General features: G+C 40.3%; 20 protein-coding genes. 14 read left to right on the top strand and 6 right to left on the bottom strand.

The features are described from left to right. Nucleotides 1-305: 305 nt before the first annotated feature. The 3 genes from WAA20_RS18615 to WAA20_RS18605 all read right to left on the bottom strand — a co-directional run bounded on the left by WAA20_RS18615 (nucleotide 306) and on the right by WAA20_RS18605 (nucleotide 4,061). Nucleotides 306-1,565 (bottom strand): saccharopine dehydrogenase family protein, encoded by a 1,260-nt coding sequence (locus tag WAA20_RS18615; RefSeq protein ID WP_073385646.1) that lies wholly within the window; start codon nucleotides 1,563-1,565, stop codon nucleotides 306-308. A gap of 138 nt (nucleotides 1,566-1,703) precedes the next feature. Next, nucleotides 1,704-2,570: a polyamine aminopropyltransferase gene (speE, locus tag WAA20_RS18610; RefSeq protein ID WP_073385644.1), complete on the bottom strand. Its 867-nt coding sequence runs from the start codon at nucleotides 2,568-2,570 to the stop codon at nucleotides 1,704-1,706. A gap of 27 nt (nucleotides 2,571-2,597) precedes the next feature. After that, entirely contained in the window at nucleotides 2,598-4,061 is a 1,464-nt protein-coding gene (locus WAA20_RS18605) for an aminotransferase class I/II-fold pyridoxal phosphate-dependent enzyme (protein WP_073385637.1), read from the bottom strand. A gap of 266 nt (nucleotides 4,062-4,327) precedes the next feature. Between WAA20_RS18605 and WAA20_RS18600 the strand changes: the two genes are divergently transcribed. From WAA20_RS18600 to WAA20_RS18540, 13 genes are all read left to right on the top strand, one after another. Beyond that, complete coding sequence (locus WAA20_RS18600; protein ID WP_073385635.1) at nucleotides 4,328-5,854, top strand: glycoside hydrolase 43 family protein; 1,527 nt, start codon at nucleotides 4,328-4,330, stop codon at nucleotides 5,852-5,854. A 62-nt stretch (nucleotides 5,855-5,916) separates the two neighbouring features. Next, on the top strand, nucleotides 5,917-8,001 hold the full coding sequence (locus WAA20_RS18595; RefSeq protein ID WP_073385633.1) for a family 43 glycosylhydrolase: 2,085 nt from the start codon (nucleotides 5,917-5,919) through the stop codon (nucleotides 7,999-8,001). A gap of 473 nt (nucleotides 8,002-8,474) precedes the next feature. After that, nucleotides 8,475-10,118, top strand: a complete 1,644-nt coding sequence (locus tag WAA20_RS18590; protein WP_073385632.1) for a hypothetical protein — start codon at nucleotides 8,475-8,477, stop codon at nucleotides 10,116-10,118. Nucleotides 10,119-10,256: 138 nt separating this feature from the next. After that, nucleotides 10,257-11,216: a sugar ABC transporter permease gene (locus WAA20_RS18585; RefSeq protein WP_073385630.1), complete on the top strand. Its 960-nt coding sequence runs from the start codon at nucleotides 10,257-10,259 to the stop codon at nucleotides 11,214-11,216. A 15-nt stretch (nucleotides 11,217-11,231) separates the two neighbouring features. Continuing rightward, nucleotides 11,232-12,089: a carbohydrate ABC transporter permease gene (locus WAA20_RS18580; protein ID WP_022754752.1), complete on the top strand. Its 858-nt coding sequence runs from the start codon at nucleotides 11,232-11,234 to the stop codon at nucleotides 12,087-12,089. A gap of 324 nt (nucleotides 12,090-12,413) precedes the next feature. Further along, a complete protein-coding gene (locus WAA20_RS18575; RefSeq protein ID WP_073385629.1) occupies nucleotides 12,414-13,316 on the top strand; it encodes a hypothetical protein in 903 nt (300 codons plus the stop codon). Nucleotides 13,317-13,376: 60 nt separating this feature from the next. Further along, entirely contained in the window at nucleotides 13,377-14,957 is a 1,581-nt protein-coding gene (locus WAA20_RS18570; RefSeq protein ID WP_073385627.1) for a glycoside hydrolase family 28 protein, read from the top strand. Nucleotides 14,958-15,164: 207 nt separating this feature from the next. Continuing rightward, nucleotides 15,165-16,013, top strand: a complete 849-nt coding sequence (locus WAA20_RS18565) for a sugar phosphate isomerase/epimerase (RefSeq protein ID WP_022759062.1) — start codon at nucleotides 15,165-15,167, stop codon at nucleotides 16,011-16,013. A gap of 171 nt (nucleotides 16,014-16,184) precedes the next feature. After that, a complete protein-coding gene (gene kduI / locus WAA20_RS18560; protein ID WP_073385625.1) occupies nucleotides 16,185-17,051 on the top strand; it encodes a 5-dehydro-4-deoxy-D-glucuronate isomerase in 867 nt (288 codons plus the stop codon). 157 nt (nucleotides 17,052-17,208) lie between these two features. Next, on the top strand, nucleotides 17,209-18,078 hold the full coding sequence (locus WAA20_RS18555) for a gluconate 5-dehydrogenase (RefSeq protein ID WP_022759060.1): 870 nt from the start codon (nucleotides 17,209-17,211) through the stop codon (nucleotides 18,076-18,078). 129 nt (nucleotides 18,079-18,207) lie between these two features. After that, entirely contained in the window at nucleotides 18,208-18,849 is a 642-nt protein-coding gene (locus WAA20_RS18550) for an RpiB/LacA/LacB family sugar-phosphate isomerase (protein ID WP_022754758.1), read from the top strand. Between the two features lie 41 nt (nucleotides 18,850-18,890). Next, nucleotides 18,891-20,414, top strand: a complete 1,524-nt coding sequence (locus WAA20_RS18545) for a GDSL-type esterase/lipase family protein (RefSeq protein WP_073385624.1) — start codon at nucleotides 18,891-18,893, stop codon at nucleotides 20,412-20,414. Nucleotides 20,415-20,650: 236 nt separating this feature from the next. Then, on the top strand, nucleotides 20,651-21,082 hold the full coding sequence (locus WAA20_RS18540) for an HIT family protein (protein WP_073390387.1): 432 nt from the start codon (nucleotides 20,651-20,653) through the stop codon (nucleotides 21,080-21,082). A 314-nt stretch (nucleotides 21,083-21,396) separates the two neighbouring features. On the opposite strand, the gene WAA20_RS18535 is transcribed toward WAA20_RS18540, so the two are convergent. From WAA20_RS18535 to WAA20_RS18525, 3 genes are all read right to left on the bottom strand, one after another. After that, on the bottom strand, nucleotides 21,397-22,482 hold the full coding sequence (locus WAA20_RS18535; RefSeq protein ID WP_073390391.1) for a sugar kinase: 1,086 nt from the start codon (nucleotides 22,480-22,482) through the stop codon (nucleotides 21,397-21,399). Between the two features lie 81 nt (nucleotides 22,483-22,563). Next, complete coding sequence (locus tag WAA20_RS18530) at nucleotides 22,564-24,093, bottom strand: tagaturonate reductase (protein WP_073390394.1); 1,530 nt, start codon at nucleotides 24,091-24,093, stop codon at nucleotides 22,564-22,566. A 153-nt stretch (nucleotides 24,094-24,246) separates the two neighbouring features. After that, nucleotides 24,247-25,728, bottom strand: coding sequence for a UxaA family hydrolase (locus tag WAA20_RS18525; RefSeq protein ID WP_073390396.1), 1,482 nt, complete (start codon nucleotides 25,726-25,728; stop codon nucleotides 24,247-24,249). Nucleotides 25,729-26,162: 434 nt separating this feature from the next. Here WAA20_RS18525 and deoD point away from each other — a divergent pair, with 434 nt between their 5' ends. Beyond that, nucleotides 26,163-26,885 carry a purine-nucleoside phosphorylase gene (gene deoD, locus WAA20_RS18520; RefSeq protein WP_073390398.1) on the top strand — a complete coding sequence of 241 codons (723 nt, stop codon included), beginning with the start codon at nucleotides 26,163-26,165 and terminating at the stop codon, nucleotides 26,883-26,885. Nucleotides 26,886-26,968 lie beyond the last annotated feature (83 nt).

Below are 26,968 nucleotides of genomic sequence, written 5' to 3'. Positions count from 1 at the left end.
AAGCTCCAAAGCTGCGAGTTGCTCAAATGACGCAGTACACTGATAATAGTGTATATTTTTCGAAAAACCACAGAGGCCGGCAGTTGATAAGGCATTTTGGAATTTTTGAAAATATCATTAAATTCAAGAGCTTAATAGATGGCGTTATATATTCTGCTTGGGATCCGCCTGTTTGAGCGAAGCGAGTTTCGGATCCCAGAATATATAACGCCAGATATTAAGCCTTGAATTATGATATTTTCAACATTCCAAAAAGCCTTATCAACTGCCGGCCTCTGGCTTTTACGAAAACCTATCCCCTATTATCAGTCTACAAGTATCGGATTTTCCTCTACTACCCATGGGAGGCCCCACTTGTTGAGAGCTTCCATGTATGGGTCTGGATCAAATTCATCAGTTGTAAATACTCCAGGCTCTTTCCAAAGACCTGATACAACCATCATAGAACCAATCATAGCCGGAACACCAGTTGTATAGCTGATTGCCTGTGAACCAACTTCCTTGTAGCATTCCTCGTGGTCACATACATTGTAGATGTAGATCTTACGTTCTTTGCCATCTTTTTTACCAGTGAAGATACAACCGATATTAGTCTTACCCTTAGTTCTTGGTCCAAGAGTTGCAGGATCTGGAAGAAGAGCCTTAAGGAACTGGATCGGAACGATATCCTGTCCCTGGAACTTGATCGGAACTGTTGAAAGCATTCCAACATCCTCAAGACATCTCATATGATCAAGATAGCTCTGACCAAATGTCATGAAGAAACGGATACGTTTAACTTCAGGCATGTTCTTTGCAAGAGCTTCGATCTCTTCGTGGTGGAGAAGGTACATATCCTTCATACCAACCTGATCAAAGTTATATTCTCTCTTGATGCTCATTGCAGGAATCTCAACCCAGTGGCCGTCTTCCCAGTATGAACCAGGGGCTGAAACCTCACGAAGGTTGATCTCAGGATTGAAGTTTGTTGCAAATGCATATCCGTGGTCACCGCCGTTGCAGTCAAGGATATCAATTGTATCAATAGTATCGAAATAGTGTTTCTTAGCATATGCTGCGAATACAGATGTTACGCCGGGATCAAAACCTGTTCCGAGAAGAGCTGTAAGGCCGGCTTCCTTGAACTTGTCCTGATAAGCCCACTGCCAGCTGTAATCAAAGTAAGCAGAAAATCCAGCTTCTTTGCAGCGCTTGTCATAGATTTTTCTCCACTCTGGATCATCTGTATCTTCAGGCTCATAGTTAGCTGTATCGATATAGTGAACGCCTGCTGCAAGGCATGCATCCATGATAGTAAGATCCTGATATGGAAGAGCTACGTTAAGTACTGCATCAGGCTTATATTCTTTGATAAGAGCAGTAAGAGCAGGAACATCTTCTGCATCGATCTGCGCTGTTGTGATCTTTGTCTTTGTAGTATCTTTGAGCTTATTAGCAACGTCGTCACACTTTGACTTTGTTCTTGAAGCGATGCAGATTTCTGTGAATACATCACTGTTCTGACAACATTTTGCAATAGCTACCTGTGCGACACCGCCGCATCCGATTATAAGTAATCTGGACATAAGGCAATTCCTTTCTGCCATTTAAGGCATAACCAAAATTAGTATATTTTTTGGATCTTCAATCCATTGGGTTATATCAAAAGAAGATATACTTTTAATATAGTGTTTCTAAATGTAGTATCTTATTAAAAACGCTCTTTAATATTCCTCTTCATGAAGTATATCAACAACATACCTTGGAAGCATGAATGCTGCTCTGTGAAGAGAAGTTGTATAATACTCAGTCTTTATATTTCTTTCATTCCATCTTGCTTCATCGAAGTCGGTGATAGGATGATATTTCTTACTTGCAAAACCGAAGGTCCAGTAACCTGAAGAACAGGTAGGAACGTGAGCCTGATATACACGGCTTATCGGGAAAGTCTTGAATACCTTCCTGTGCATTGAACGAAAGACGGATTCTTCTTCATCAAAGAATGGGCTTCCGTGCTGGTACACCATGATACCGTCGCTCTTAAGTGCTCTGTAGCAGCTCCCATAGAACTCTTTTGTAAAAAGACCTTCTGAATGTCCGAAAGGATCTGTAGCATCGTTGATGATAATGTCGTATTCGTTCTCTCTTCCTCTTACAAAACGAAGACCGTCCTGATAGGAAATCTGTACACGCTCATCATCAAAGCCCTTGGTACTTTCCGGGAAAAATTCCCTGCAGACTTCAACCATCTGCTCGTCAGGCTCTACAACATCGATCTGTTCGATCTCCGGATAGGAAGTGAACTCTGTTGCAACGCCTCCGTCACCACCACCGATGATAAGGACTTTTTTGACATGTGGATGAACAGCCATTGGTACATGGGCTACCATTTCATTATAAATGAATTCATCTGATTCTGAAAAAAGAACTTCACCATCAAGAACCAGGAATTTACCAAAGGATTCTGACTGGAAAACATCAATTTCCTGAAATTCGCTTATACCATGATACAGCTGATTTGTAACTCTTATATTGAGAGATACGCTGTCTGTCTGCTGGTCTGAAAACCAGATCTCTGAATTATTCCTCATAGCTTGCTCCTTAATGAGTACTCTTTATTAAGCTCCGAGTACTCCCTCAAGTACCTGAATATTATCTGCTGAAGGATCTGCCATACCCTGGAGGCTGCAGCCTTTGTCTCTTGCATATAAGATCATGCCGATAAGGTCTTCTGTGATAAGCTCTCCCGGTGACAGGATCGGGATTCCCGGCGGATAACACATAACTGATTCGCCGCATACCCTGCCCGCTGTTTTGTGTATCGGCAGAGACTGCTTCTTTGCATAGAAGGATTCCTGAGGTGAACATACGACCTTTGGAGTAACTGCATCAACATATGCAAGGTCCTCTTTATCTCTTTTATAAAGACGTCTTATATCAGAAAGAGCACTTGCAAGTCTCTCTATATCCTGCATACGATCGCCGATTGAGATGTAAGCCATGATAGTACCAAGATCACCAAACTCCATCTGGATATCATACTCATCACGAAGAAGATCATATATCTCAATACCTGTAAGACCGATCGGTTTAGTAAATACGCAGAGCTTGGTTACATCAAAGTCATATACGCTTGATCCGTCAATGAGTTCTTTGCCATAAGCATAGTAATCACCGATGGCATTGATCTCATTTCTTGCATATTCGCTCATCTCTTTAACTTTGGCAAAAGATTCTTTGCCCCTAAGAGCGAGATTACGTCTGCTTATATCAAGGCTTGAAAGCAGAAGGTAACTTGCGGATGTAGTCTGTGTAAGGTTTATGATCTGACGTACATGAGCCTGATCCATGTTTTCACCGATCAAAAGAACAGAACTCTGGGTAAGAGAACCGCCTGATTTGTGCATGGAGATGGCAGCCATGTCAGCGCCTGCCTTCATACCTGCGATCGGAAGATCGTCTGCAAAGTAAAGCTGGGTTCCATGAGCTTCATCACATAAAACCTTAAGACCATGTTCGTGTGCGATCTTGGTAAGCTTTACAAGATCAGAACATATTCCGTAGTAAGTAGGATTATTTATAAGTACAGCCTTGGCATCGGGATTAGCCTTGATAGCTTCAAGAAGGGCATCTGCCTCCATTCCAAGTGCTACTCCGATGACGGGGTGAATCTTTGGTTTTACATATACCGGAATTGCTCCGCACAGAATAAGTGCGTTGATAACGCTTTTATGAACATTTCGAGGGAGGATGATCTTGTCACCTGCAGCGCATACTGATAAGACCATTGCCTGAACAGCACTGGTCGTACCACCTACCATAAGGAATGCGTGTGCGGCGCCAAAAGCATCAGCCATGAGGTCTTCAGCTTCTGCAATGACTGAAACCGGATTACAAAGATTATCAAGCGGTTTCATACTGTTAACATCAATACCTACGCATTGCTGGCCGAGAAGCTTTGTAAGCTCCGGATTACCACGGCCTCTTTTATGTCCCGGAACATCAAAGGGAACAACCCTTTTTTTACGGAACTTTTCAAGCGCTTCACAGATTGGAGCGCGTTGCTGTCTGATTAAATCCATACCCCTGTAACTCCCTGAAAATTTATATTAATAATGTAGCCGAAAAAAGGTGTCACTTGCGATAACTTATCATAGCACAACCCTTATGTCAAGCGGAGTTTGTAGGGGTTTGGACAGGGTGGTCATGTCCTTATTTTGGACACTGATTTTGGAATCTGAAATGGATTTTATTTTTTAAAAAGCCACGTTATTTGGTGAATGAGGTAGAATGGAATAATAAAAAGAAAGAGTAAGCGTTTTTTAAAAATAATAAAAAGAGGTTAAGTATGTATAAAAATCCTATTTTATATGCTGATTATTCTGATCCTGACGTGATACGCGTGGGTGAAGATTTCTATATGGTAGCATCATCTTTTACATATCTTCCGGGAGTTCCGCTTCTTCATTCCAAAGATCTTGTTCACTGGGAGATAATAAATTACTGCGTATCAAGGCTTCCTTTTGAAAAATATAACAGACCGTCTCACGGTTCCGGAACCTGGGCTCCGTCCATAAGATATCACGACGATACCTTTATTGTTTTTATCCCCCTTCCTGATGAAGGGATCATGGTTGCAAGAAGTAAGGATCCATACGGCGAATTTGAGCTTAATATGCTCTGCACATCCAAAGGTTGGATCGATCCATGCCCTATATGGGATGACGATGGGAAAGCATATATGGTTTTTGCCTATGCTAAAAGCCGGTGCGGAATCAAGCACAGGCTTATGCTTGTTGAGATAGATCCTGAGTGTACGCATCTTTGCGGTGAACCTGAGCTTATCTTTGATGGAGAGCAGGTTGCACCTACAACTGAAGGCCCTAAGATCTATAAAAAGGATGATTACTACTATATTCTTATGCCTTCAGGAGGCGTTGCGACCGGTTGGCAGTCATGCCTTAGATCACGCGACATTCACGGTCCTTACGAGTATAAGATAGTCATGCATCAGGGCTGCACAGGCATTAATGGACCTCACCAGGGCGGATGGGTTGATACACCTGATGGCAAAAACTGGTTTATTCATTTTCAGGATGTACGAGAACTTGGAAGGATCACCCATCTTCAGCCCATGTGCTTTATAAACGGATGGCCTTTTATAGGAAGTGATCTTGACGGTGACGGTATAGGCGAGCCTGTTTACGAGTGGTCAGATCCTGTTGAAGGAGCACCTCAATATAAAATAAGAACATCCGATGACTTCAGGGAAGATAAGCTTGGCCTTCAGTGGCAGTGGCAGGCTAATCCCGACGAAGAGTGGTATCAGCTTGATGATGGTCATCTGATCCTGTACTGCGTTCCTAATAAAAGTAGAGAGAATCTTATGTGGTATGCGGGCAACGTACTGACTCAGATCCCTCAGAGCAAGGCTTTTACAGTAAAAACATCAATAAATCTGTACCCTGGTGAAGAGGGAGATATCGCCGCCTGCGGTATCCTGGGTCAAAAGTATTCTTATGCAGGAATAAAGCGCATGCAGGGCAAAAATTATATCGTCATGTTCAAAGGAGAGGTGACTGATAAAGAGCTTGAAGGTAAAGCCGTGGAAGACTGCTGTGATATCCAGCTTGTAGACGCTGCCCATGTTTTCATTAAGATAGTAGTAAAAGAAGATAAATCTTATAACTACTATTATTCTCTTGATGGAGTAAGCTATACGGATCTTGGCAGGACTCAGACGCTTGAAAGAGCGACCTGGACAGGCGCCAAGATATGCCTTTGGTCAGCCAATATGAATAATAAAGGAAGTGGCAATGGCTATGGTAGATATGACTGGGTATATATTACAGATGATACGGCGAAAGAACAATAAGATCACAGCTTAAAGTGGTTAACTCAAACTACTATTTATTTTAGGTGCGATACGAGGTGTTTATGAATATTTATTCTTCGAAATCAGAAAAAGGCTTTAAAGAAGGAATTGAGGCAGCTCTTAGCGGTGATCTTGAACTTGTAAAACAAAAGACACGTCATGGTCTGAATCTTGAAGATACTGATGAGCATGGAAGGAGCGTGCTTCACTATGCGGTTCTTGGAGGTAATCTTGAAATAGTAAGATATCTGGTGCTTAGCTGCCAGATGGATCCTACCTATGCAGATGAATGGCTTATAACTCCATATGACCTTGCAGGAGAAGAACTGTATCTTGAAGCATTAGGTATGCTGCCATCCGGTGGGAAAGCAGTATATGGCGGACTATCTGTCAAAGCCTCACAGGATTATATCTATCAAGAATATTATTTTAAATCAAAAGATAAAAATAGTAATTCGGATAGTAATTTGGATAGTAATTTGGATAGTAATGAAGACAATAATGAAGATAGTAATAATGATAACAAAAAAGATATATATACTTTTTTGAAAGAACATCTGGGTTATGATCTGAGTGATACCTACAGGAATCCGGTCATGAGATCATTTCATGCAGATCCTTCCATAGTAAGGGTTGGAGATGACTATTATATGGTCAACTCCAGCTTTATCTATTTTCCCGGAATACCGATTTCTCATTCCAAAGATCTTGTCAACTGGCAGCTCATTGGATATGCAGTTACAGATCCTGACTGGGCATCGGAGCATCTTGGCAGGCTTGAAGGTGGCAGGGGATTCTGGGCGCCGGATATAAGTTATCATGATGGTAGATTCTATATCTGCGCAACCCTTCGTAACAACGATGATATGGAATATCCGCAGACTCAGATCGTCACAAGCTCGGATAGACCGGAAGGTCCTTATGATACTCCTGTGATCCATAATATTAGTGGAATAGATCCGTCTCTTTTTACAGATGATGATGGAAGAAGATATATGCTTCTTAATAGAGGAGCATGTCTTATGGAAGTGTCATCTGATGGAAAGCGGATACTATCTGATCCTGAAATGATAGCTTACGGCTGGTCAGGCCATGCTCCGGAGGGACCGCATCTTATTAAAAAGGACGGTTATTATTACTGTTTCCTTGCTGAGGGTGGTACCGGGAGAGGGCACATGATCACTGTCCTTAGATCTAAGAATCTCAAAGGTCCTTATGAGAACTGCCCTTACAATCCTATCATGACGCAAAAAGATCCTATAGCCCCTATCCAGTGCTGCGGTCATGGCAAGCCTGTTATGACGCAGGATGGCAACTGGTACATGGTATATCTGTGTGAGAGGATGATAGATGGTAAATGGGGAATGCTTGGAAGAGAGACAGCTCTTGACAAGATCACATGGACAGCGGACGGCTGGCCTATTGTAAATATGCGCAAGGGTCCTTCTTATATAGCCAAGCTCCCATATGATCGCAAGGATTCTTCCTATGTTGCTAAAGAACCCAAAATTCCGGATGACGGAAAACATAATATGACTATTCCCGCCATTACAGGACGTAAAGGGGAATGCCCAGAAGTACAGGGATGTACTTCTATTCCCGCTATTGCAGGATGGCTCTTTGCAAGAACTGCGGATAAAAAGTTTGTAGATGTTAGGCAGGACAGTTCTGTCATGATCAAAGGAGATGGGAGAGATCTGTGTGACATTGGTTGCAGGAGTTTTGCTGTATATAATCAAAAAGACCTTGTCTGCAGGGATGAGATACAGATGATAAGTCCAAATGGCCTTTTGGATCATGAAGAAGCCGGGATGACTTTATATTATGATGAGAATTCCTATATCAAATTTGGACTTAGAAAGCAAGATGGATGTACCAAAGCTGTGATCACAGAGTATAGAGATGACAGGTATATTTATGAGCATATATTTAATATAGAAGATATATCAGAAAATACGTTCACGCTTATAACAGATAATACCCAAAGGATGTTCCTTCTTAATGGAGGATGTCTGTATACTGCCAAAGATGTGACTGGCATATGCTCCGAAGGATTGTCCAAGGGCAAGAGATTTACATCTGCTATGATCGGCGCCTATGTATTTGGCAATAATACACATATATTTATAAGAAGAAGTGAAGAATAAAAAATAAGTATTGCGATTGTAAGAGACTATTTAGGGTAATAAATACAGTAATGAACAGGTTTTTAATTTTTTTTGAAAATCTGTGAAAGAGATTACAAAAATTACTGATCAAAACAAGCTGATTTAGGGGTAAACGTAACTGCTTACAACCATCTTTTTGGCGATTTTTTATTGTTAAAATTGACGAATAAAATATGTGAAAATGCATAATTAATAGGGGGTGTTTTTCGCAATAATTTATAAAAAACACAAATATTTTCGCGGTTGTTTCGTTTTTTAGAGAGCGATAAAAGGTGGTCTAGGATGCAGTTGGGGCTGCAAACGCTGAAAAATACGGGATTCTTTGAACTACTTTGCATTTTTGGCAATTATTTATGAAAATATAGCTTGAAATACTATTTTCTACATGCTAAATTAAACACATGAGGTATTGAAAACGCTTACATTTCTTACATATTAAGGAGGGTAATTTTATGAAAAAGAAAGCGATATCATTGCTTCTCTCAGCAGCAATGATAGGAACACTTGCAGGATGCACATCCACCGAGAGTAATGGGGGAGATCCGACACAGTCCGCTAGTAACACAAGTGGTTCAGGTACAGAAGCTGGTAGCGATTATCAGCTTACACAGATCAATCTTGTATTTGATGGTACTCTTACAGCTACAGTCGATGCAGGACAGGCTGAGTTCGTAGAGCAGTGGGAAGCAGCTATCGAAGAGAAGGTTGGCTATCATGTAGATCTTAACATCACACAGCTTGATCACTCCGACTATTCAGGAACAGTTTCACGTCTCCTTACAACAGGTGAGCCTGGTGATGGCGAATATCCTGATGCTCTTATCATGAGCGCAACAATGCTTAGACAGTATCAGACAACAGGTCTTCTCTGGGATATGGCTAATGCATATGACAACGCTGAATTCCAGTCACGCCTGACACTTGATAAGATCAATGAGAATCTTAAGACTTCATCAGGAGCTCTTTACGGATTCGCTCCTACATATGGTAACGGATGTGTTACTTATGTTAAGAAGGCATGGCTTGATGCTGTAGGAATTGATGCAGCTTCAGTTACAGATTTCGATTCATATTACAAGATGCTTCAGGCTTTCACAAATGATGATCCTGATGGAAACGGATCAGCTGGTACATACGGTGTTATCGCTGCCGGCTATGGTAAGCTTGATGAAGCTCCTTATATTAACTACATGCCTGAGTTCTGGCAGGATGCATATCCTTCATTCTATCAGAATGCTGACGGTGTATGGGTAGATGGTTTCACAGAACAGGCTACAATCGACGCTCTTGCAAGACTTAACCAGGGTTACAAAGATGGCGTTATCGATCCTGATACAGAGGAAGCTGGTACTAAGCAGGCTCGTGAGAAGTGGTTCTCCAATGATCAGTCAACATCTTCAGGTGTATTCACATACTGGGCTGGTACATGGTATCAGACACTTACAGATAAGCTCATTGGTAATGAAGTTGATTCTGAACTTGTAGAGCTTGCTCCTATCAAGGAGATCAAGGACAGCTGGGGCGGATACCTTAACAGAGAAGCTCCTGTTCTTACAATCACAGATGACGGTGATGGAGACAGCGCTCGTGAGCAGGCTATCTTCGATATCCTCTTCGATACAATGCTTGATGGTGACAAGGTACAGACTCTCTGGACATATGGTGCAGAGGGCGTTCACTGGTCAACAGAAGCTGAAGAGTTTACAACTAATGCTGGAACAGATGATGCTAAGGATTACAGCTATGCAGAAGGTGAATTCCACCTTAAGCAGTCTCCTAACGATGAGAACACAGTATGGAAGAAGAACTTCCTTGATGCAAACCTTGTAATCGCACCTCTGACAAATGGTTATGCAGATAACACAGAACTTGTTGTTGAAGGTAACCAGTTCTTCACAGAGAACTGCGTAGATGCTCCTGCAGCAGCTTCCAGTGAAACTCTTACAAACTACGAAGCAGATATGGTAACAGATAAGACAACTTGGATGAATCAGGCAGTAGTAGGTGAGATCACACCTGAGCAGGCAGTTCAGAACTATGTCGACAAGTATGGTGATGCTTCTGCAACGATTCTTGAAGAACTTAACGCTCAGTAAATTCATACGACCTGAGCTGAGGTAAAAAGGCTGTAAGATTCAGAAATTCTGATCCTGCCTCGCGTTTATACGGAGGCAGGATTTTTTCTGAAAAAACAGCACATGTGTTTACTGCATTATGAAAGGAAATACAAGACTATGAGTAAAAAGTATAAGCAGGCTGATCTTGCTCTTGGAGGCGCGGTTAGAAACAAGAAGCCTCTGGGACAGCGAATATGGAATTCAAGAGGTTATTACCTCATGTTCCTTCCGGTATTCGTTTTTGTTATCATCATGTATTACTGGCCCATGCTTGGTGTAAGATATTCTTTCTACAGCTACAAGCTCAAGAATATCCATTGGGTTGGTATTGAAAACTTCCAGATAATGTTTGCAAAAGCAGAGTTCTGGTCAGCACTTAAAAACACACTTATTATTTCTATAGCAAAACTACTTATTAACACATTTGCAGCTGTTATTATTTCTGTTTTCCTTAATGAAATGGGTAATATAATTGCCAAGAAAGCATTCCAGACAGTTATTTACCTTCCGCACTTTATGTCATATGCGGTTGTAGCAGCTATCTTCACTCTTTTCTTATCCAATTCATCAACAGGTTTCATCAATGAGACTTTAAAAGAATGGGGAGTTATCTCAACTAGCATTGATTTCCTCCATTCAACTAAGATGTGGAGACCTATTTTCTATTTGATCAATATGTGGAAAGAGACAGGTTGGGGAACAGTTATCTTCCTTGCAACTCTTGCAGGTATCAATCCTGAGATCTACGAAGCCGCAGATATTGACGGTGCCACAAGACTTCAGAAGATCTGGTATGTAACAGTTCCTGAACTTGCTAATACTATTATCATCGTACTCATCCTGAACATAGCTAAGGTTCTTAATATCTTCGAGCCTGTATTCGTTCTCTATAACTCACGAGTATACGATGTAGCAGATGTTATCTCCACTTATATATATCGTCAGACATTCCTGCAGTTCATTCCTGACTATGGTTATACTACTGCAGTTGGTCTATTCAAATCAGTTGTCGGTGGTATTCTCATGCTGCTGAGTAACTTTGCAAGTAAAAAAGTCCGCGGACGCGGTATTATTTAAGGAGGTCGCGGAATTATGGCAAAAGCACAATTACGAAAGAAGTCGGGCATACATGCATTTGATGTTGTCAACTATCTTGTATTTATAATCATTTCACTTATTATTATCATTCCGCTTTGGAAGGTTGTAGTAGATTCCTTCAACGCTGTCGGAATCTACCAGTTCAAGCTCTGGCCTACACAGCCTACAATCCTTGGATATAAGACTATATTCGAAACATCCAAGCTTTATCTTCCATTCTGGAACTCAGTATGGACAACAGTAGTAGGAACACTTGTGGGTCTTATAATGTCAACACTTGGTGGCTATGTACTTAACCAGTATGACATGCCCGGAAGAACATTTTTCTCATATTTCCTTCTTGTGACAATGATCTTCTCCGGTGGTATGATCCCTGAATACCTTGTCATGAAGCAGCTTGGTCTTGTTGATAACACATGGATCCTTGTTTTCAAGCATGGTATGAATGTATATAACCTTGTACTTATGAAGAACTTCTTCGAAGGAATCCCAGGATCACTTTATGAAGCTGCCAAGATTGACGGCTGCAGCCCTATGGGAATCTTCTTCAAGATAGTACTTCCTCTTTCCAAGGCAGCACTTGCATCAATCGGTCTTATGTTTGCAGTTACTGTATGGAATGACTACAGCACAGTTCAGATTTATATTACTAATACTAAACTCGTTAACTTCCAGTATCAGCTTCGTGTCATGATCATGGATGGTGATACACCGACAACACAGTACAATGTAGCCCAGGAGACACTTTACTATGCAGCTATCGTATGCGCTATTCTTCCTTTCATGGCAGCATATCCATTCCTTCAGAAGTACTTTGTTAAGGGCGTAAATGTCGGTGCTGTAAAAGAATGATACAGGTTCTGACTCATAAGTTAATAGTCATATATGTTTGAAAACAGAGCATTTTCAAACAGTACAATCATATAGCCAGGCAGTATCAGTCTTAAAACTGTTACTCATAGTCGGAAAGGTGGAAGAGCAGTTTTTGCTTTTTCACCTTTTTGAATTTGTGTTAAGCTCGCGCTATTGTTCATAAAATATATCAATAGTAAAATTTTGTGATTTTGCTCAAAAATAAGTTTATATTTTTGTATCGTCAAACATGATAAAAACGTGTATAATGCTATATGTGTAAGAGCTTACATTATTGATTTTTCAGTAGTGGGAGATTATTTGATGAAAAATGGTGAAACTGTGGAAAATCTTCTTTTTTTGACAGAAAAACTAAAAAAAGGTCTTGAATCCGGCGCTAAGATTCCTGTATCTGATTATAGTATAGGTCAGGCTTGCATATATCTATATGATGAGACGGGCAATGATGATTATAGAAAACTTGCAGATAGTCTGCATGAAAGGCTTATAGGATTTTTGTATTCAGATGAAAGCAGTATCAGTTTATCAGGAATTAAAGATATGAGCTTTTATATGCCTTTCTATACTGATTATGAGACAAGATGGAACAAGAAGAACGGATACAATGATATCTGTGACAGGTTTAGATCGGCATTTGAGTTTCTAAGAGATGATGGCTTAAATGGTACTTACTGTAGCGATATTATTACTAATAAGATTTTTTTCCTAAAAACAGTAGTAGAGTCTCTTTGCTATATGAGTATCCAGATATACGAAGATTATAGGCTTTTAGAGGATATATTAAGACAGGGTATAAGAGAGCTCTTCTTTGATTTGAGGAGCATTGATAAGATCTGTGGCCTTGAAGATGATGTGAAGATGTGTGCCTGTTATGTACTTCTTATGGGAATAAAAGAAGGACATATCGATGCTGAGAAGTATGAAGGTCTTGCAATAAGACTTCTTAACATAGATGCAGATGAAGACTTGGATACAACTTTCCAGGATCACATAGATGAAGATTTAAAAACAAATATAGAAACGGATGCAGATTTAAAAGAAGATATTGATTCTGATTCTGAAATTAAAAAAATCAGTTTAATGAAGATGAGATCATTTCTGATCAAGGAATTTATAAATGATGATTCTATTGGTATCAAGCCTTCGGAGTCACCATGTAGTCCCAATGTCAGAAAACTTATGATTGATGCATATATTATGATGTAGCAAGCTCCACCAATTTGAACCATTAGTCACTCGCTTTGCTCGTGACATGAGGTTAAAAAAATGGCATTTGAAATACTAAAAACAGGAGCCCGTTTTATCATTCTTAAGATAAACGATGGCGGTAAATATAATACAACCTATAAATATGAATATGAGATCATACCAAAAGAAAGTATGATCGTTCCTGATCCAAAGCCTGTACGTGGGATGACAGATCGTTGCATAAATCTTATAACAGGTCTTCATCCTGATATGGATTATGAGATCAAGATCACTAACACATGCGGCGATGAAGATGGTGTATCTGAGCTTTCGGTACATACTTTACATGAAACAGTTACTCTTAATGCTTTAGAGTTTGGAGCTATCTGTGATGGAGAGCATGACGATACTATGGCTATTCAGACAGCTATAAATGTCTGCCCTGAAAGCGGAAGAGTCCTTATTCCTTCTGGAAGATATGCTGTTACAGCTCTTTTTCTTAAGTCTCATATTAGTATTGAGATTGAAGATGGGGCAGTTCTTATAGGAACCAAAGATAAGTCAAAGCTTCCTATCCTCCCGGGGATTGTCAGAAGCTATGATGAAGAGTCTGAATATAACTTTGCAAGCTGGGAAGGCAATCCTTTAAGACAGTATGCGTCTATGATCACAGGATTTGACGTAGAGGACTGCACCATATACGGACATGGAACTTTGGATGGTAATGCAGGCTTTGATGACTGGTGGAAGATTGACAAGGAGCATTTTACTGTCGCAAGGCCCAATATGTTCTTTGTTAATAATTGTAGTGATATCATGCTGGCAGGTCTTCTTATAAGACAGTCACCCTGCTGGACGCTTCATCCATATTTTTCAAAGAATATCGATGTAATAGATGTGAAGATTGAAAATCCCTGGAATTCTCCAAATACTGACGGATTCGATCCTGAGTCCTGTAGCGGTATGAGGGTTCTTGGCGTTCATTTTAGTCTTGGAGATGACTGTATAGCAATTAAGTCCGGCAAGATATACATGGGAAGGAAACATAAGCGTCCCTCATGCGATATGCTTGTGGCACACTGCCTCATGGAATCCGGACACGGTGCTGTTACAGTTGGGTCTGAGATTGCCGGCGGTGTTAATAATGTCAAGGTTACAGACTGTCTGTTCCATGATACAGACAGAGGACTTAGGATCAAGACAAGGCGAGGAAGAGGCAAGGATTCTGTTCTTGACAATATAATATTTGAAAATATTGAGATGGATCATGTGCTTACGCCTTTTGTAGTCAACAGTTTCTATTTCTGCGATCCTGACGGTAAGACGGATTATGTACAGTCAAGAGAAAACTTTCCTGTAGATGACAGAACTCCCTCTATAGGTCGTCTTGTATTTAGAAATATAAGTGCACAAGATACAGAATATGCTGCCGCTTATTATCTTGGACTTCCTGAATCGCCTATCGAAGAGATCCTTATGGAGAATGTCACAGTAAGATACAAGGATGATGCGAAGGCCGGACAGCCTGCCATGTCAAATGGAGTTCCTGATACCAGCAAGATGGGTATATATGCTGAAAATGTAAAAAATCTTATTTTAAGTAATGTTGATATACAGGGCCAGGATGGTGAAGTTGTGATAAGGAAAGGAATATCATAATAGTAAGATTTAATGACATAAAGCTTTATTATCACGACTATGAATAATGCCGGGTTATGATGGTTGTTTTTGCATTGTATTTGTTTCATAAAGCGAAACGAAGTTTCATGATATATGCTAAAGTGATAGTGGGGTGTTATTTACATCCTTTAAAAGGGACATATTTTTTGACATCTTTTAAAGGATATAAATCGAAAGGAGAAGGTTATGATCAGTCTTGGACTACGCTTCCATGATTCTATGGAAGTACCTTTTGAAGAACGACTCAAAAATATTCGCGGGCAGGGTTTTACCTGTGTTCATATTGCACTTTCTAAAGTAAAAGATATCCCATCATCTGTAGAAGCCCTTACTCCGGGCTATGCTATGTGGCTTAAAAGGGAGTTTCAAAAAGCAGATCTTGATGTTGCGGTAATAGGCTGTTACAAGAATCTTGCCAATCCTTCCAAGGACAAATTAAAGCAGATCCAGGAAGAATATATGGCCAACCTTCGCTTTGCATCAATACTTGGAGCAGGCGTAGTTGGAACAGAAACAGGTATGCCCAATGAAGATTATCATTATGAGCCGGAAGCAGCCAGATCTGACGAAGCATTGAAGATATTTATAGACGGACTAAGGCCTGTAGTCAGATATGCAGAAAGCGTTGGACAGATAATAGCAATAGAGCCTGTGTGGAGACACATTGTATCTACTCCCGAAAGAGCAAGGATCGTTCTGGATCAGATCGAATCACCCAATCTTCAGATTATCTTTGATCCGGTTAATCTCATATCTCCTTATGAATATGAGAAGAGAGATGAGACTATTGCAAGAACTATAGATATCCTTGGTAAGGATATTGCTATGATACATCTTAAAGACTGCAGACTTGATGCCAATGAAGTAAAGTCCATGGGATGCGGCCTTGGAGATATGGACTATACACAGATAGTAAAATTTGCTCTGGAGAGAAAAGATCACATCCATGCAACTTTGGAGGATACAAAGCCTGCCAGTGCAGAAGTATCCAGAAGATGTATTGAAGGATATGAGAACAAGATCCTGGGAAAATGATAAATACAGATTCGGATTATTAAACATTTTTTCATAGGATTATAAAGCAGATTATAAAAAACTAAACATTTTTTCCATAGGATAAAAGCAATTAAATCAATATAAGATATAGAGTTTTTGAATTAAAACAATATAGATAGTAAAGTACCATCGTTTAAGGAGGTTTAGAAAATGGAACTTAGAACAGCGGCATCTCCCAAGGATGTCAGATATTATGACACAAAAAGACTCAGAGAAGAATTCCTTGTTGAGAAGGTTTTCTTTGAAGATGATATAAAGCTTGTATACAGCCATATCGATCGTATTATATTTGGCGGCGCTATGCCTGTTAATAAAGAGCTTAAGCTTGAAGCAGGAGATGAACTCCGTGCTCAGTACTTCCTTGAAAGAAGAGAGCTTGGAATCATCAATATCGGCGGTGATGGAACAGTTACAGCTGATGGAGAGGTTTATGAGATTGCAGCACGTGACGGAATGTATATAGGTAAAGGAACAAAGGATATCGTATTTACATCCAAAGATCCAAAGAATCCTGCAAAGTTCTACATGTGCTCAGGTCCTGCTCACATGACATATCCAACCAAGAGAATCCTTAAAGATAGTAAGGCTACAAAGGAATATGACGTAGAGATCAAGCCTGAGAACAAGAAAGAGCTTGGTTCTATGGAAGATGCCAACCACCGTACTATTAATAAATACATCCTTCCAGGTCAGGTAGAATCCTGTCAGCTTGAGATGGGAATGACTCATCTTGAACCGGGAAGTGTTTGGAATACAATGCCATGTCATACACATGATCGTCGTATGGAAGTATATCTTTACTTCGATATGCCGGAGGATGCATTTGTAACTCATTATATGGGCGAGCCTCAGGAGACAAGACATATCATTATGAGAAATGAGCAGGCTGTAATATCTCCAAGCTGGTCTATCCACGCAGGTTCAGGCTCTAGGAACTATACTTTCATCTGGGGTATGGTCGGAGAGAATCAGGACTTTGATGATATGGACGAAGTAAGGATGCAGGATCTTCTGTAATAATTGATGATCATATGAGGAAGCAGTGCAGATATAGAGTCATATCAATTCTTTGTGCACTGACAAGCTCAACTTCTTATGAACGAAATAATAAATAGGGATTAAACCTATTGAAATATAATAATACAAATAGCACATATAAACGGAGGAAAAAATTATGGGTAACATTCTCGACAAGTTCTCTCTTAAGGGAAAGGTTGCATGGATCACAGGCGCATCATATGGTCTTGGTCTTGCTTATGCTAAAGCGTATGCAGAAGCCGGAGCTAAGATCGTATTCAATGATATCAAGCAGGAGCTTGTAGACAGAGGATATGAAGAGTACAAGAAGCTTGGAATTGATGTATACGGTGCTGTATGTGACGTTACTAACGAGGAACAGGTTCAGAAGTTCGTAGCAGATGTAAAAGAAAAGGTTGGTTCTATCGATATCCTTGTTAACAACGCAGGTATCATTAAGAGAATCCCTATGCATGAGATGAGCGTTGGCGAGTGGAATGCAGTTATCAATGTAGACCTTACAGGTCCTTTCATCTGCTCTAAGGCTGTTCTTCCGGATATGATAGAGAAGAAGTCTGGTAAGATCATCAATGCTTGTTCCATGATGTCAGAATTTGGTCGTGAGACAGTTTCAGCCTATGCTGCAGCTAAGGGCGGACTTAAGATGCTCACCAGAAATATCTGTTCTGAATATGGTCAGTACAACATCCAGTGCAATGCTATCGGACCTGGTTACATCGCAACTCCTCAGACAGCACCTCTTCGTGAGAAGCAGCCTGATGGATCAATGGCTCCATTTGATCGTTTCATCCGTAGTAAGACACCTGCACAGAGATGGGGACACACAGAAGATCTTATGGGCCTTGCAGTATTCCTTGCTTCTCCAGCTTCTGACTTTATCAACGGTCAGGTTGTTTATATTGATGGCGGTATCTCAGCATACATCGGACAGGATCCTGCAAATCTTGACGAATCTAAGTTCGCTGATGAAATTGAAGAGCAGCCTGATGTAAAGGTTAATGACTGATAAATAATATTGTTGCAGGCGAGCCCTATTAAGGTTCGCCTGTTGTTGTAAGGAAATATAAAAATAACGAAATATAAAATAACGAAAGGAAGTATCCGGTAAGTTATCTATTATCGGATCAAAAATAGTATGAAGATAGCACTCATTAATGAAAACTCACAGGCAGCTAAAAATGCCGTTATCTATAATGCACTTAAGAAAGTTGCTGATACCAAGGGATTTGAAGTTGTTAACTACGGTATGTACTCATCTGATGATAAGGCTCAGCTTACATATGTTCAGAACGGCATCCTTGCAGCAACACTTTTAAACAGCGGCGCAGCAGATTTTGTAGTAACAGGATGCGGAACAGGTGAAGGCGCTATGCTTGCGCTTAACTCATTCCCCGGCGTTATCTGCGGACATGTAGAGACTCCTCTTGATGCATACACATTTGCCCAGATCAATGATGGCAATGCTATATCACTTCCATTTGCTCTCGGATTTGGATGGGGCGGAGACCTTAATCTTGAATATATCTTTGAAAAGCTCTGGTCTGAGCCATTTGGCGGCGGATATCCTAAGGAAAGAGTTGTGCCTGAGCAGAGGAATAAGAAGATCCTTGATGAAGTTAAGAAGGTAACTTACGTTCAGGATATGTCAGTTATCCTTAAGGGCCTCGACAAGGAGCTTGTAAAGGGCGCATTTGCTGGTGAACATTTTGCAGAGAACTTCTTCAAGGACTGCAAGGATGAGAAGATCGCAGCTACTGTAAAAGAGATCATTGGATAATTATCTGACTTGCTGAATGTATGTTAATAAAGGAGCGGATTTTGGATCAGAATTACAGATCAACCTTGTGGGTTGTTGGAGATAGTACTGTATCAGGTTTTAACGACAAATATTATATGCCAAGGGTAGGATGGGGTGAAGGCCTGAAGCTGTTTTTTAAAGACAATCTTCGCATCATTAATCTTGCCATTTCAGGTACAAGTTCCAAGAGTTTTAGAAAGACTGATAACTACAGGTCTTTTCTTGAAGGAATAGCTGAGGGCGACTTTCTTATCATTGGTTTTGGCCATAATGATGAGAAAAGAGGCGATTCCACTTTTACATCAGCTATTGGAGATAAAGATAGCGAAGGATCTTTTGCACATAGTCTATACAGATACTATATAAAACCTGCAAATGATAAAGGAGCTTCCTGCATCCTTGTAACACCGATAGCAAGAAGAGATAAGGATCTTATATATAAAAATGACTTCGTTCATATAACACCTGATGGAGATTATCCCAGGGCTATAAGGCAGCTTGGCCAGGAATTGTCTATACCTGTTTGCGATCTTACGAAGCAGACTGTAGATATTGCACTTAAAGTTGACGCTGGTGATGATCCTGATAATAACACACTTATGATGCATGCAAGGACAGGATCAAGGCCTATATGCGTTGATGATACTCATACAAGTATGTTTGGAGCTGCAGTCAATGCTTATCTTATTGCGCAGGATATAAGAAAGTCAGCTCCTTCTTTGGCTCTATATCTAAAGGATGAGTATGATGACCCTTTGGAACAAGCAAGCTACTGGGTCAGCAAGTCTATAAATAAAGACTACAAAGATCCTGTTTATATAAGGCCTGATAAAGGAAGCGATTATTGGAATGCAGCATTTGATGAAAATAAAAATGTATGGTACCCGACAGTTTTTGGCGATATAAGCGGACATGGCCCAAAGAGTGACGACTTTTCTTTTGACCAAAAGGATGGATCACTTTACATATCTGCCGGCAATCATGGCAATAACGGCAAGATTGCAAGTAAGTCAGATGGCATAGCTATGTATTATATCCGTATACCTGTATCAAAGAGCTTTAAATTAAGTGCAGATATTAAGATCGAAAGCTTTAACGAATCAGGCGGCCCCAGCGACTTTGCAGCATACGGACTTATGGTACGAGATGATATCTATGTTGACAATGCTACAGGTGAGCTTCTGGGAGACTATGTCTGCGCCGGTGTTATGTTTAATCCTTCTTATCCTAAGGGAACTAACACCTTTGCAAGAAAGAGCGGTGAACTTGACTTTGAAGGCGGAGAACTCATAGCAGAACCCAAGCTTCATGACGTAAGGCATATGACAATAGAGTCTACAAGAGACGGATATAAAGCAAGTATAGAAGGCTACGATGCAGTATCTGCAGGTTATGATTATACGCTCACAGCAGTTGATCCGGAATATGTATATATTGGTATATTTGCATCAAGAGCAGTAGCTATAAGCGCAGGCAATATAAGCCTTGAGATTGACGGGCAGATAAGCAGTAGTTATGATTGTTATGAATTGGTTGGAAGATAGGTAGTGTATATGAATGTTATAAATCCTTCCGATGATTAGTTATATGTTTTCGCAACTTTGAATTAGAAATCCGCATTTACTGCGGATTTCGTAAGAAAGTGAATCGGTAGGTAAATAGGCTAGGCACCGAAGGTGTTCTCAATTGGCCTATTTACATGACTTTTGGAACGAAGTGACAAAAAGTCATAGCTGGTTGGATTTATATCATATAGAAAAAAATGTAAAGAGGTAGTAAAATGTCAGAAATTAAAAAAGACGCAAATTGTGGTTATTGTATGAAAGATGAGCATCTTGATGCTTTTGGAATCTATATATGTGATCTGTCTGTAAGTTCACTCATCCTTTTCAAGGAGCAGAGCCATCCTGGAAGATGCATAGTTGCTTACAAAGATCATGTAAGTGAGATCGTTGATATATCAGATGCAGACAGAGATGCATTCTTTGCAGATATAAACAGAGCATCCAAAGCTATTCATAAAGCTTTTAATCCCGATAAAGTCAACTACGGAGCATATGCTGATTCCGGCTGTCACCTTCATATGCACCTTGTTCCTAAGTACAAGGATGAATTTGAATGGAATACAACTTTTGAGATGAATCCTCAGAAGAAATTCCTTACAGATGATGAGTACAAAGAGATGATCGAGAAGATCAAAGCAGCTCTGTGATATATATTTGCAGATTCCCCACTTGAACGGACCAGCATCCGCAAAGACTTTATAGGGGTGGGCTGTATATAAATCATCGCCACACTGTTAATCGTTTTATTAAATTCATGAGCATGATATCCGGAGATTTTTATTCTGCCAGGGGTCTGCATGTCTGAGCGTAGCGAGTTTCAGACCCCAGAATAAAAATCTCCGGATATCGTGCCATGAATTATAAAACGATTAACAGTGTGGCGATGATTTATATATAGCCCACCCCTATAAAGTCTTTGTGGATGCTGGTTTGTTCAAGTGGGAATAATGATTACATCTCTTTATCTTTTTATATCATAGTTCATATTCATAAGATTTCTTATGGTTTCGGCATTGTCTGTTATGTTGGCATCGCCTCTTATAGTATGCTTGATTACTGATGATGCTACAGCGAAATTGATCATCTCATCTGCATCGTATCCGTTCATCATTGCATAGATAAGACCGCTTGCAAAGGCATCTCCTCCGCCAACCCTGTCCAGTATATTAAAAGTAAACAGCTTTGATTCTGTAGTTTCGCCCTGGTACCACATGAAGGCTTTTAAGCTGTTTTCAGAACCTGAATGAGCATAGCGTACATGCCTTGCTATACATTTGATATTAGGATATCTGGATATGAAGTGTCTGAATATCTTATCCTGTTGTTTGAAAGATGGCTGGAAGGGGACGCCGTCTTTTAAATCTCCTTTTTCGTGATCATTATCATCCTTATATAAGTGATAGGGTTCTATCCCGAAGAGAACATCAACATAGGGAAGGCACAATGTGCAGAAATCCCTGGCTTCTTCCCAGGTCCAGAGAGTAGATCTAAAGTTCCCGTCAAAGCTTATAGTGATATTTTTTTCTTTGGCTACTTCCAGGCACTTTAGTATAAAGTCTGCGCAGCTTTTAGAAAGAGCAGGAGTGATACCTGACAGATGAAGCCAGTCATAATCACATAAAAGCGCATCTATATCGACTTTACTAAAATCATACTCGCTAAAAGCTGAGTGCTTACGGTCATATATTACCTGGCTGGGTCTTATACCATAGCCTGTCTCAAGATAATAAGTTCCAAGCCTGTGGGTAGGAGTTTCATCAGGTGTTGTCAGGATTATGGGAGTGCAGTGTACGTCGTTACTTCGAAGCATCCTTACAGCGGATTTACCAAGACTGTTATCAGGTACTACGGTAAAAAAAGTTGAGTCTATCCCAAGGTTTGCAAGAGCAAGAGCTATATTGGCTTCGCTTCCACCATAGCTTGCATCAAAGCTTGTTGCAACCCTTATCTTGTCATAATTAGGAGGGGTTAGGCGAAGCATGACTTCGCCTATTGTAATGAATTTTGGAGAATTATTATTTCTTAAAAGCGGATTACTGTGTTCCATGATTGGCCTCATTATTTTTAGTAAAAAAGTTTGAAAACTCATCATTTTCAAACTTTTTACTATTAGATTCTATATTTATTTTTAGTTAAGGCAGGATTTCATTACTTCATAAGCGCCTTTTTCTTCTATCATCTTAGCATAACCTGTAACAGCTTCTTCGAATCCTTCAATCTTGGTAAGGTCTTCGCCCCAGAAATCTGTATTTGAAAGAACTGCATGAGTAAGAGCAGCAACGTCGTCATCCTTGTGAGCATAGTAGAACTCAAGGATAGGTCTGTCATCGCTTATTACATATTCGGATGGTCCTGAAACTACAGGTGTAACAGCGGCGCTAGGGCGAACAGCTTCAAGACCCTTATCTGTGAGCTCTTTGCCTTGATGATAGAACATCTCATAGAAGGCAAAAGATGCTGTGATGCATGAAGGAAGCTTTCCGTATTTTTCTACATAACCCTTGAAGGAAGGCATAACTCTTGCTTTCCACTTGGAAGTAGAGTTAAGAGAGATGGACAGGAGCTGGTGATCTACATAAGGGTTAGCAAAACGGTCTGTTACATCACTTGCAAACTGTTTGCAGTCGTCAGGATCAAGTGTAAGTGTAGGAATTACCTCTTCATAGAGGAGCTTGTCCATAAATCCGTGGATAGTCTCATCATGCATACAGTCACGTACGATATTCTCACCTGCAAGGTAAGCGCCAAGTACAAAGGAAGTATGTGCTCCGTTAAGGATACGAACCTTTCTCTGTTTGTAAGGCTTGTGGTCATCACAGATGAGGATTGGAAGGTCAGCCTCTTTACAAGGGAACTCTTTCTTTATGGACTGAGGTCCTTCTATAACCCAGAAACCGAATACTTCACCCACATCTACAAGATCATCATGATATCCGTTTTCTTCCTCGATCTTTTTAACTTCCTCAGCATCTCTGATACGACCTGGAACGATACGGTCTACAAGTGTAGAACAGATGATGTTCTCTTCATCGATCCACTTCTTGAAGTCATCTCCAAGATTCCACAGATCAGCATACTGAAGGAGACATTTTTTGAGCTCCTTACCATTGTTGTCGATAAGCTCACATGAGAGGATGATGAAACCCTTGCCCTTCTGATCGCCAAATTTCTGGAAACGTCTGTACATGAACTGGCAGAGTTTACCTGGATATGAAGCAGCTGGCTTATCTTCAAACTTGCAGTTTGGATCATAAGCGATTCCTGCTTCTGTTGTATTACATGTAATGAATCTAAGATCCGGGTTATCTGCGCAGGCCATAAGAGCATCGAACTCGGCATATGGATCTATGCAGCGTGATACGCAGGAGATGACTCTTTTCTTGTTGACTGCCTGACCATTCTCCTGTCCGCGAAGATAGAGAGTATAAAGGCCATCCTGATTATTGATCATGTCATGGATCATTGGAGCTGCAATAGGCTGTACCAGTACAACCTTAGAATTAAATCCAGCCTTCTCATTCATAAGATCAATGAAATAGTCTACAAATGCGCGAAGGAAATTGCCTTCACCAAACTGAAGTACTCTTTCGGGAGCATCCTTTAACAGGTATCCGTCGTATCCGTTTTCCTCAAGTGTTTTGTAACTTAAAGTTTTCATTTTTAACCCTCTCTTTATTAAATATATGAATTATTTTCTATAAATAAACATTATTAAATCCATTTGTAAGATCGTTGAATTGTAATGTTAGTATTTGAATCTTGGTTTATACACAATATTTAAAGCGTAAAAAGAAGTAACAATTAGTCTTGATCAAAGTGTTACACCCTGTTTGAATATTGCAAGGTCATGATATCCTGCATCTTCAGACTTTACAGTTTTGCCGGAAGCAACTTCGAGAACGTACTCGAATAGTTTTTCTGACAGACCGCTTACAGTATCTGTCTCTACGATAGTGCCGCAGTTAAAGTCGATCCAGTTCTTTTTCTTGTTATAAAGAGCATTGTTGGTAGAAATCTTAACTGTAGGTACAGGGCTGGCAAAAGGCGTTCCTCTTCCTGTTGTAAAGAGGATGATCTGTGCTCCGGAAGCAGCAAGCGCCGTTGATGCAACAAGATCATTGCCTGGGGCAGAGAGAAGATTAAGACCCTTTTCATGTACAGGCTCTGCATACTTAAGTACGCCTTTGACAGGAGCACTTCCTGACTTCTGAGTACATCCGTTGGACTTATCTTCGAGAGTTGAGATGCCTCCTGCTTTGTTGCCCGGTGATGGGTTCTCATATATTGTCTGGTTGTGAGCTTTGAAGTAGTTCTTAAAATCATTGATAAGGCAGACTGTCTTATCAAAGAGTTCTTCGTTGTCACATCTGTTCATGAGCTGCTGCTCTGCGCCGAACATCTCAGGTACTTCAGTAAGGATTGTCGTACCTCCTTTGCTTATGAGAATATCCGAAAAGCCTCCTACAGTTGGATTGGCAGTGATTCCGGAAAGTCCGTCGGAACCTCCGCATTTCATGCCGATTATAAGTTCTGACGCACTGCATTTTTCTCTTTTGAAAGTCTTAACATATTCTGCAAGATCAGTAAGGATGGCAAGTGCATCTTCAACTTCATCTTCAGAATTCTGACCTACAAGGAATTTGATCCTCTTGTCATCATAGTCGCCAAGGTACGGCTTTAAAACGTCGATATTGGAATTCTCGCAGCCAAGGCCAAGGACCAAAACGCCGCCTGCATTTGGATGTCTTATAAGATCAGCAAGGATCTCTCTTGTGTTCTCCTGATCATCGCCCATCTGAGAGCAACCATAAGGATGATTGAATGCAAAGATGGATTCAAGGGATCCGCCTACAAGATGCTGAGCGCTACGCTCTATCTCTTTGGCAACTGAGTTCATGCATCCGACAGTAGGAACGATCCATATTTCATTACGAACGCCGACTTTGCCGTCAGATCTTCTGAATCCGTCAAAAAATCTCTCTTCTGAGCCGGTGATACTTGCATGCACGGGATTATAGTTATATTCAAGAAGTTCACCAAGAGCGGTTCCTATATTGTGTGTGTGAACCCAGCTTCCCGTAGGAATGTCTTCTTTGGCGATCCCGATCTGATTGCCGTATTTGATTATCGCATCGCCTGATTTTATTTTGGCAAGCGCAAACTTGTGTCCCTGGGGTATATCTTGAAGCAAAGTGACTTTGATGTCACCAAGATCGATAGTCTTATCTTTTGAAAGAGGCATCAGAGCAACTGCAACGTTGTCTGAGTCATTGATTCTAATAAATTCTTTCATAAAGCTCCTTATGTGTATATTTTGAAAAAAGATTTTATGTAATTACGTTCCAAAATTATCCAAAACAAAGACTAAAAAGTCGCATTAATATAGTTTTTTATAAAAAAATGTAAGTGCTTACATAAAATATAAGACCCTTGCCTTTAAATGTCAAGAAGATTATCAGATTGCATGCTGTGGAAGAAAGTGAAAGGAACATTTAAATGATAGGCTTTTTAAGATGATTTTATCTTCTTTTGTAAGAGTTTACAAAAATGAACTTCAAAAACTGTGCAGTTTTGAAGTATAATATATGTGGTATGGTTTTGGACCTTTTTCAGATTCTAAAACAGTCCTAATGCCGTGCAACTTATTTTGTTGTTGTAAAAACGAGATATTGCATTAGCACATGCTATGCAATAGGATTTATGACAAATCATGTTAGGAGGATTATTATGAGTACACCACACAATCGCGCGGAGAAAGGTGATTTTGCAAAGACTGTTCTTATGCCGGGAGATCCGCTTAGAGCTAAATATATCGCAGAGACTTTCCTTGAAAGCCCAAGACTTGTTAATGATGTTAGAAATATGCTTGGATTCACAGGTACATACAAGGGAGCACCTGTTTCAGTAATGGCTTCAGGTATGGGTATGCCAAGTATTGGTATTTATTCATATGAGCTTTACAAGTTCTATGATGTTGAGAATATCATCAGAGTAGGATCAGCAGGAAGCTACACAGCTGACGTTGATCTCCTTGATGTTGTACTTGCAAGCAAGGCTTACAGCCAGTCCAGCTATGCTAAGATGCAGGGCGGAGCTGATTCTGAATTCATGTATCCTGATAAGGACCTTAACGGCGTTATCATGCAGTGCGCTAAGGATTCAGGAATCAAGGTTCTTGAAGCACCTATCCATTCAGGTGATGTTTTCTATTATCAGGATGGTTTCAGCAAGTTCAAAGAGATCAATAAGGATAAGGGATGCGTATGCGTAGAGATGGAAAGCTATGCTCTTTTCCATAATGCAAATGTTCTTTCCAAGAACGCTGCATGCCTTCTTACAATATCCGACAGCCTTGTAACTTCTAAAGAGACTACTGCCAAGGAACGTGAGACAAGCTTCAACGATATGATCGAAGTTGCACTCCTTGCTGCAGCAAAGCTTGATGCATGATATTATAATGGCATGATATGTGCCGCGCTGCGTAAGCACACGTAGCGCGGCTTTTTCTTAGAGCTTGTAAACTGACAGAATAC

The sequence above is a fragment of the Butyrivibrio fibrisolvens genome (assembly GCF_037113525.1).
Classification (GTDB): Bacteria; Bacillota; Clostridia; order Lachnospirales; family Lachnospiraceae; genus Butyrivibrio; species Butyrivibrio fibrisolvens.
Note: the sequence above shows the minus strand (reverse complement) of the source record. Positions and strands in the feature narration are given on the sequence as shown.

Excerpts from the sequence above, each read along its gene's own strand:
- WAA20_RS18615 (WP_073385646.1), bottom strand. The coding sequence starts at position 1,565 with ATGTCCAGATTACTTATAATCGGATGCGGCGGTGTCGCACAGGTAGCT.
- WAA20_RS18590 (WP_073385632.1), top strand. The coding sequence starts at position 8,475 with ATGAAAAAGAAAGCGATATCATTGCTTCTCTCAGCAGCAATGATAGGA.
- kduI (WP_073385625.1), top strand. The coding sequence starts at position 16,185 with ATGGAACTTAGAACAGCGGCATCTCCCAAGGATGTCAGATATTATGAC.
- WAA20_RS18605 (WP_073385637.1), bottom strand. The coding sequence starts at position 4,061 with ATGGATTTAATCAGACAGCAACGCGCTCCAATCTGTGAAGCGCTTGAA.
- speE (WP_073385644.1), bottom strand. The coding sequence starts at position 2,570 with ATGAGGAATAATTCAGAGATCTGGTTTTCAGACCAGCAGACAGACAGC.
- WAA20_RS18540 (WP_073390387.1), top strand. The coding sequence starts at position 20,651 with ATGTCAGAAATTAAAAAAGACGCAAATTGTGGTTATTGTATGAAAGAT.
- WAA20_RS18535 (WP_073390391.1), bottom strand. The coding sequence starts at position 22,482 with ATGGAACACAGTAATCCGCTTTTAAGAAATAATAATTCTCCAAAATTC.
- WAA20_RS18570 (WP_073385627.1), top strand. The coding sequence starts at position 13,377 with ATGGCATTTGAAATACTAAAAACAGGAGCCCGTTTTATCATTCTTAAG.
- WAA20_RS18580 (WP_022754752.1), top strand. The coding sequence starts at position 11,232 with ATGGCAAAAGCACAATTACGAAAGAAGTCGGGCATACATGCATTTGAT.
- WAA20_RS18530 (WP_073390394.1), bottom strand. The coding sequence starts at position 24,093 with ATGAAAACTTTAAGTTACAAAACACTTGAGGAAAACGGATACGACGGA.
- WAA20_RS18600 (WP_073385635.1), top strand. The coding sequence starts at position 4,328 with ATGTATAAAAATCCTATTTTATATGCTGATTATTCTGATCCTGACGTG.
- deoD (WP_073390398.1), top strand. The coding sequence starts at position 26,163 with ATGAGTACACCACACAATCGCGCGGAGAAAGGTGATTTTGCAAAGACT.
- WAA20_RS18575 (WP_073385629.1), top strand. The coding sequence starts at position 12,414 with ATGAAAAATGGTGAAACTGTGGAAAATCTTCTTTTTTTGACAGAAAAA.
- WAA20_RS18585 (WP_073385630.1), top strand. The coding sequence starts at position 10,257 with ATGAGTAAAAAGTATAAGCAGGCTGATCTTGCTCTTGGAGGCGCGGTT.
- WAA20_RS18565 (WP_022759062.1), top strand. The coding sequence starts at position 15,165 with ATGATCAGTCTTGGACTACGCTTCCATGATTCTATGGAAGTACCTTTT.
- WAA20_RS18555 (WP_022759060.1), top strand. The coding sequence starts at position 17,209 with ATGGGTAACATTCTCGACAAGTTCTCTCTTAAGGGAAAGGTTGCATGG.
- WAA20_RS18595 (WP_073385633.1), top strand. The coding sequence starts at position 5,917 with ATGAATATTTATTCTTCGAAATCAGAAAAAGGCTTTAAAGAAGGAATT.
- WAA20_RS18525 (WP_073390396.1), bottom strand. The coding sequence starts at position 25,728 with ATGAAAGAATTTATTAGAATCAATGACTCAGACAACGTTGCAGTTGCT.
- WAA20_RS18550 (WP_022754758.1), top strand. The coding sequence starts at position 18,208 with ATGAAGATAGCACTCATTAATGAAAACTCACAGGCAGCTAAAAATGCC.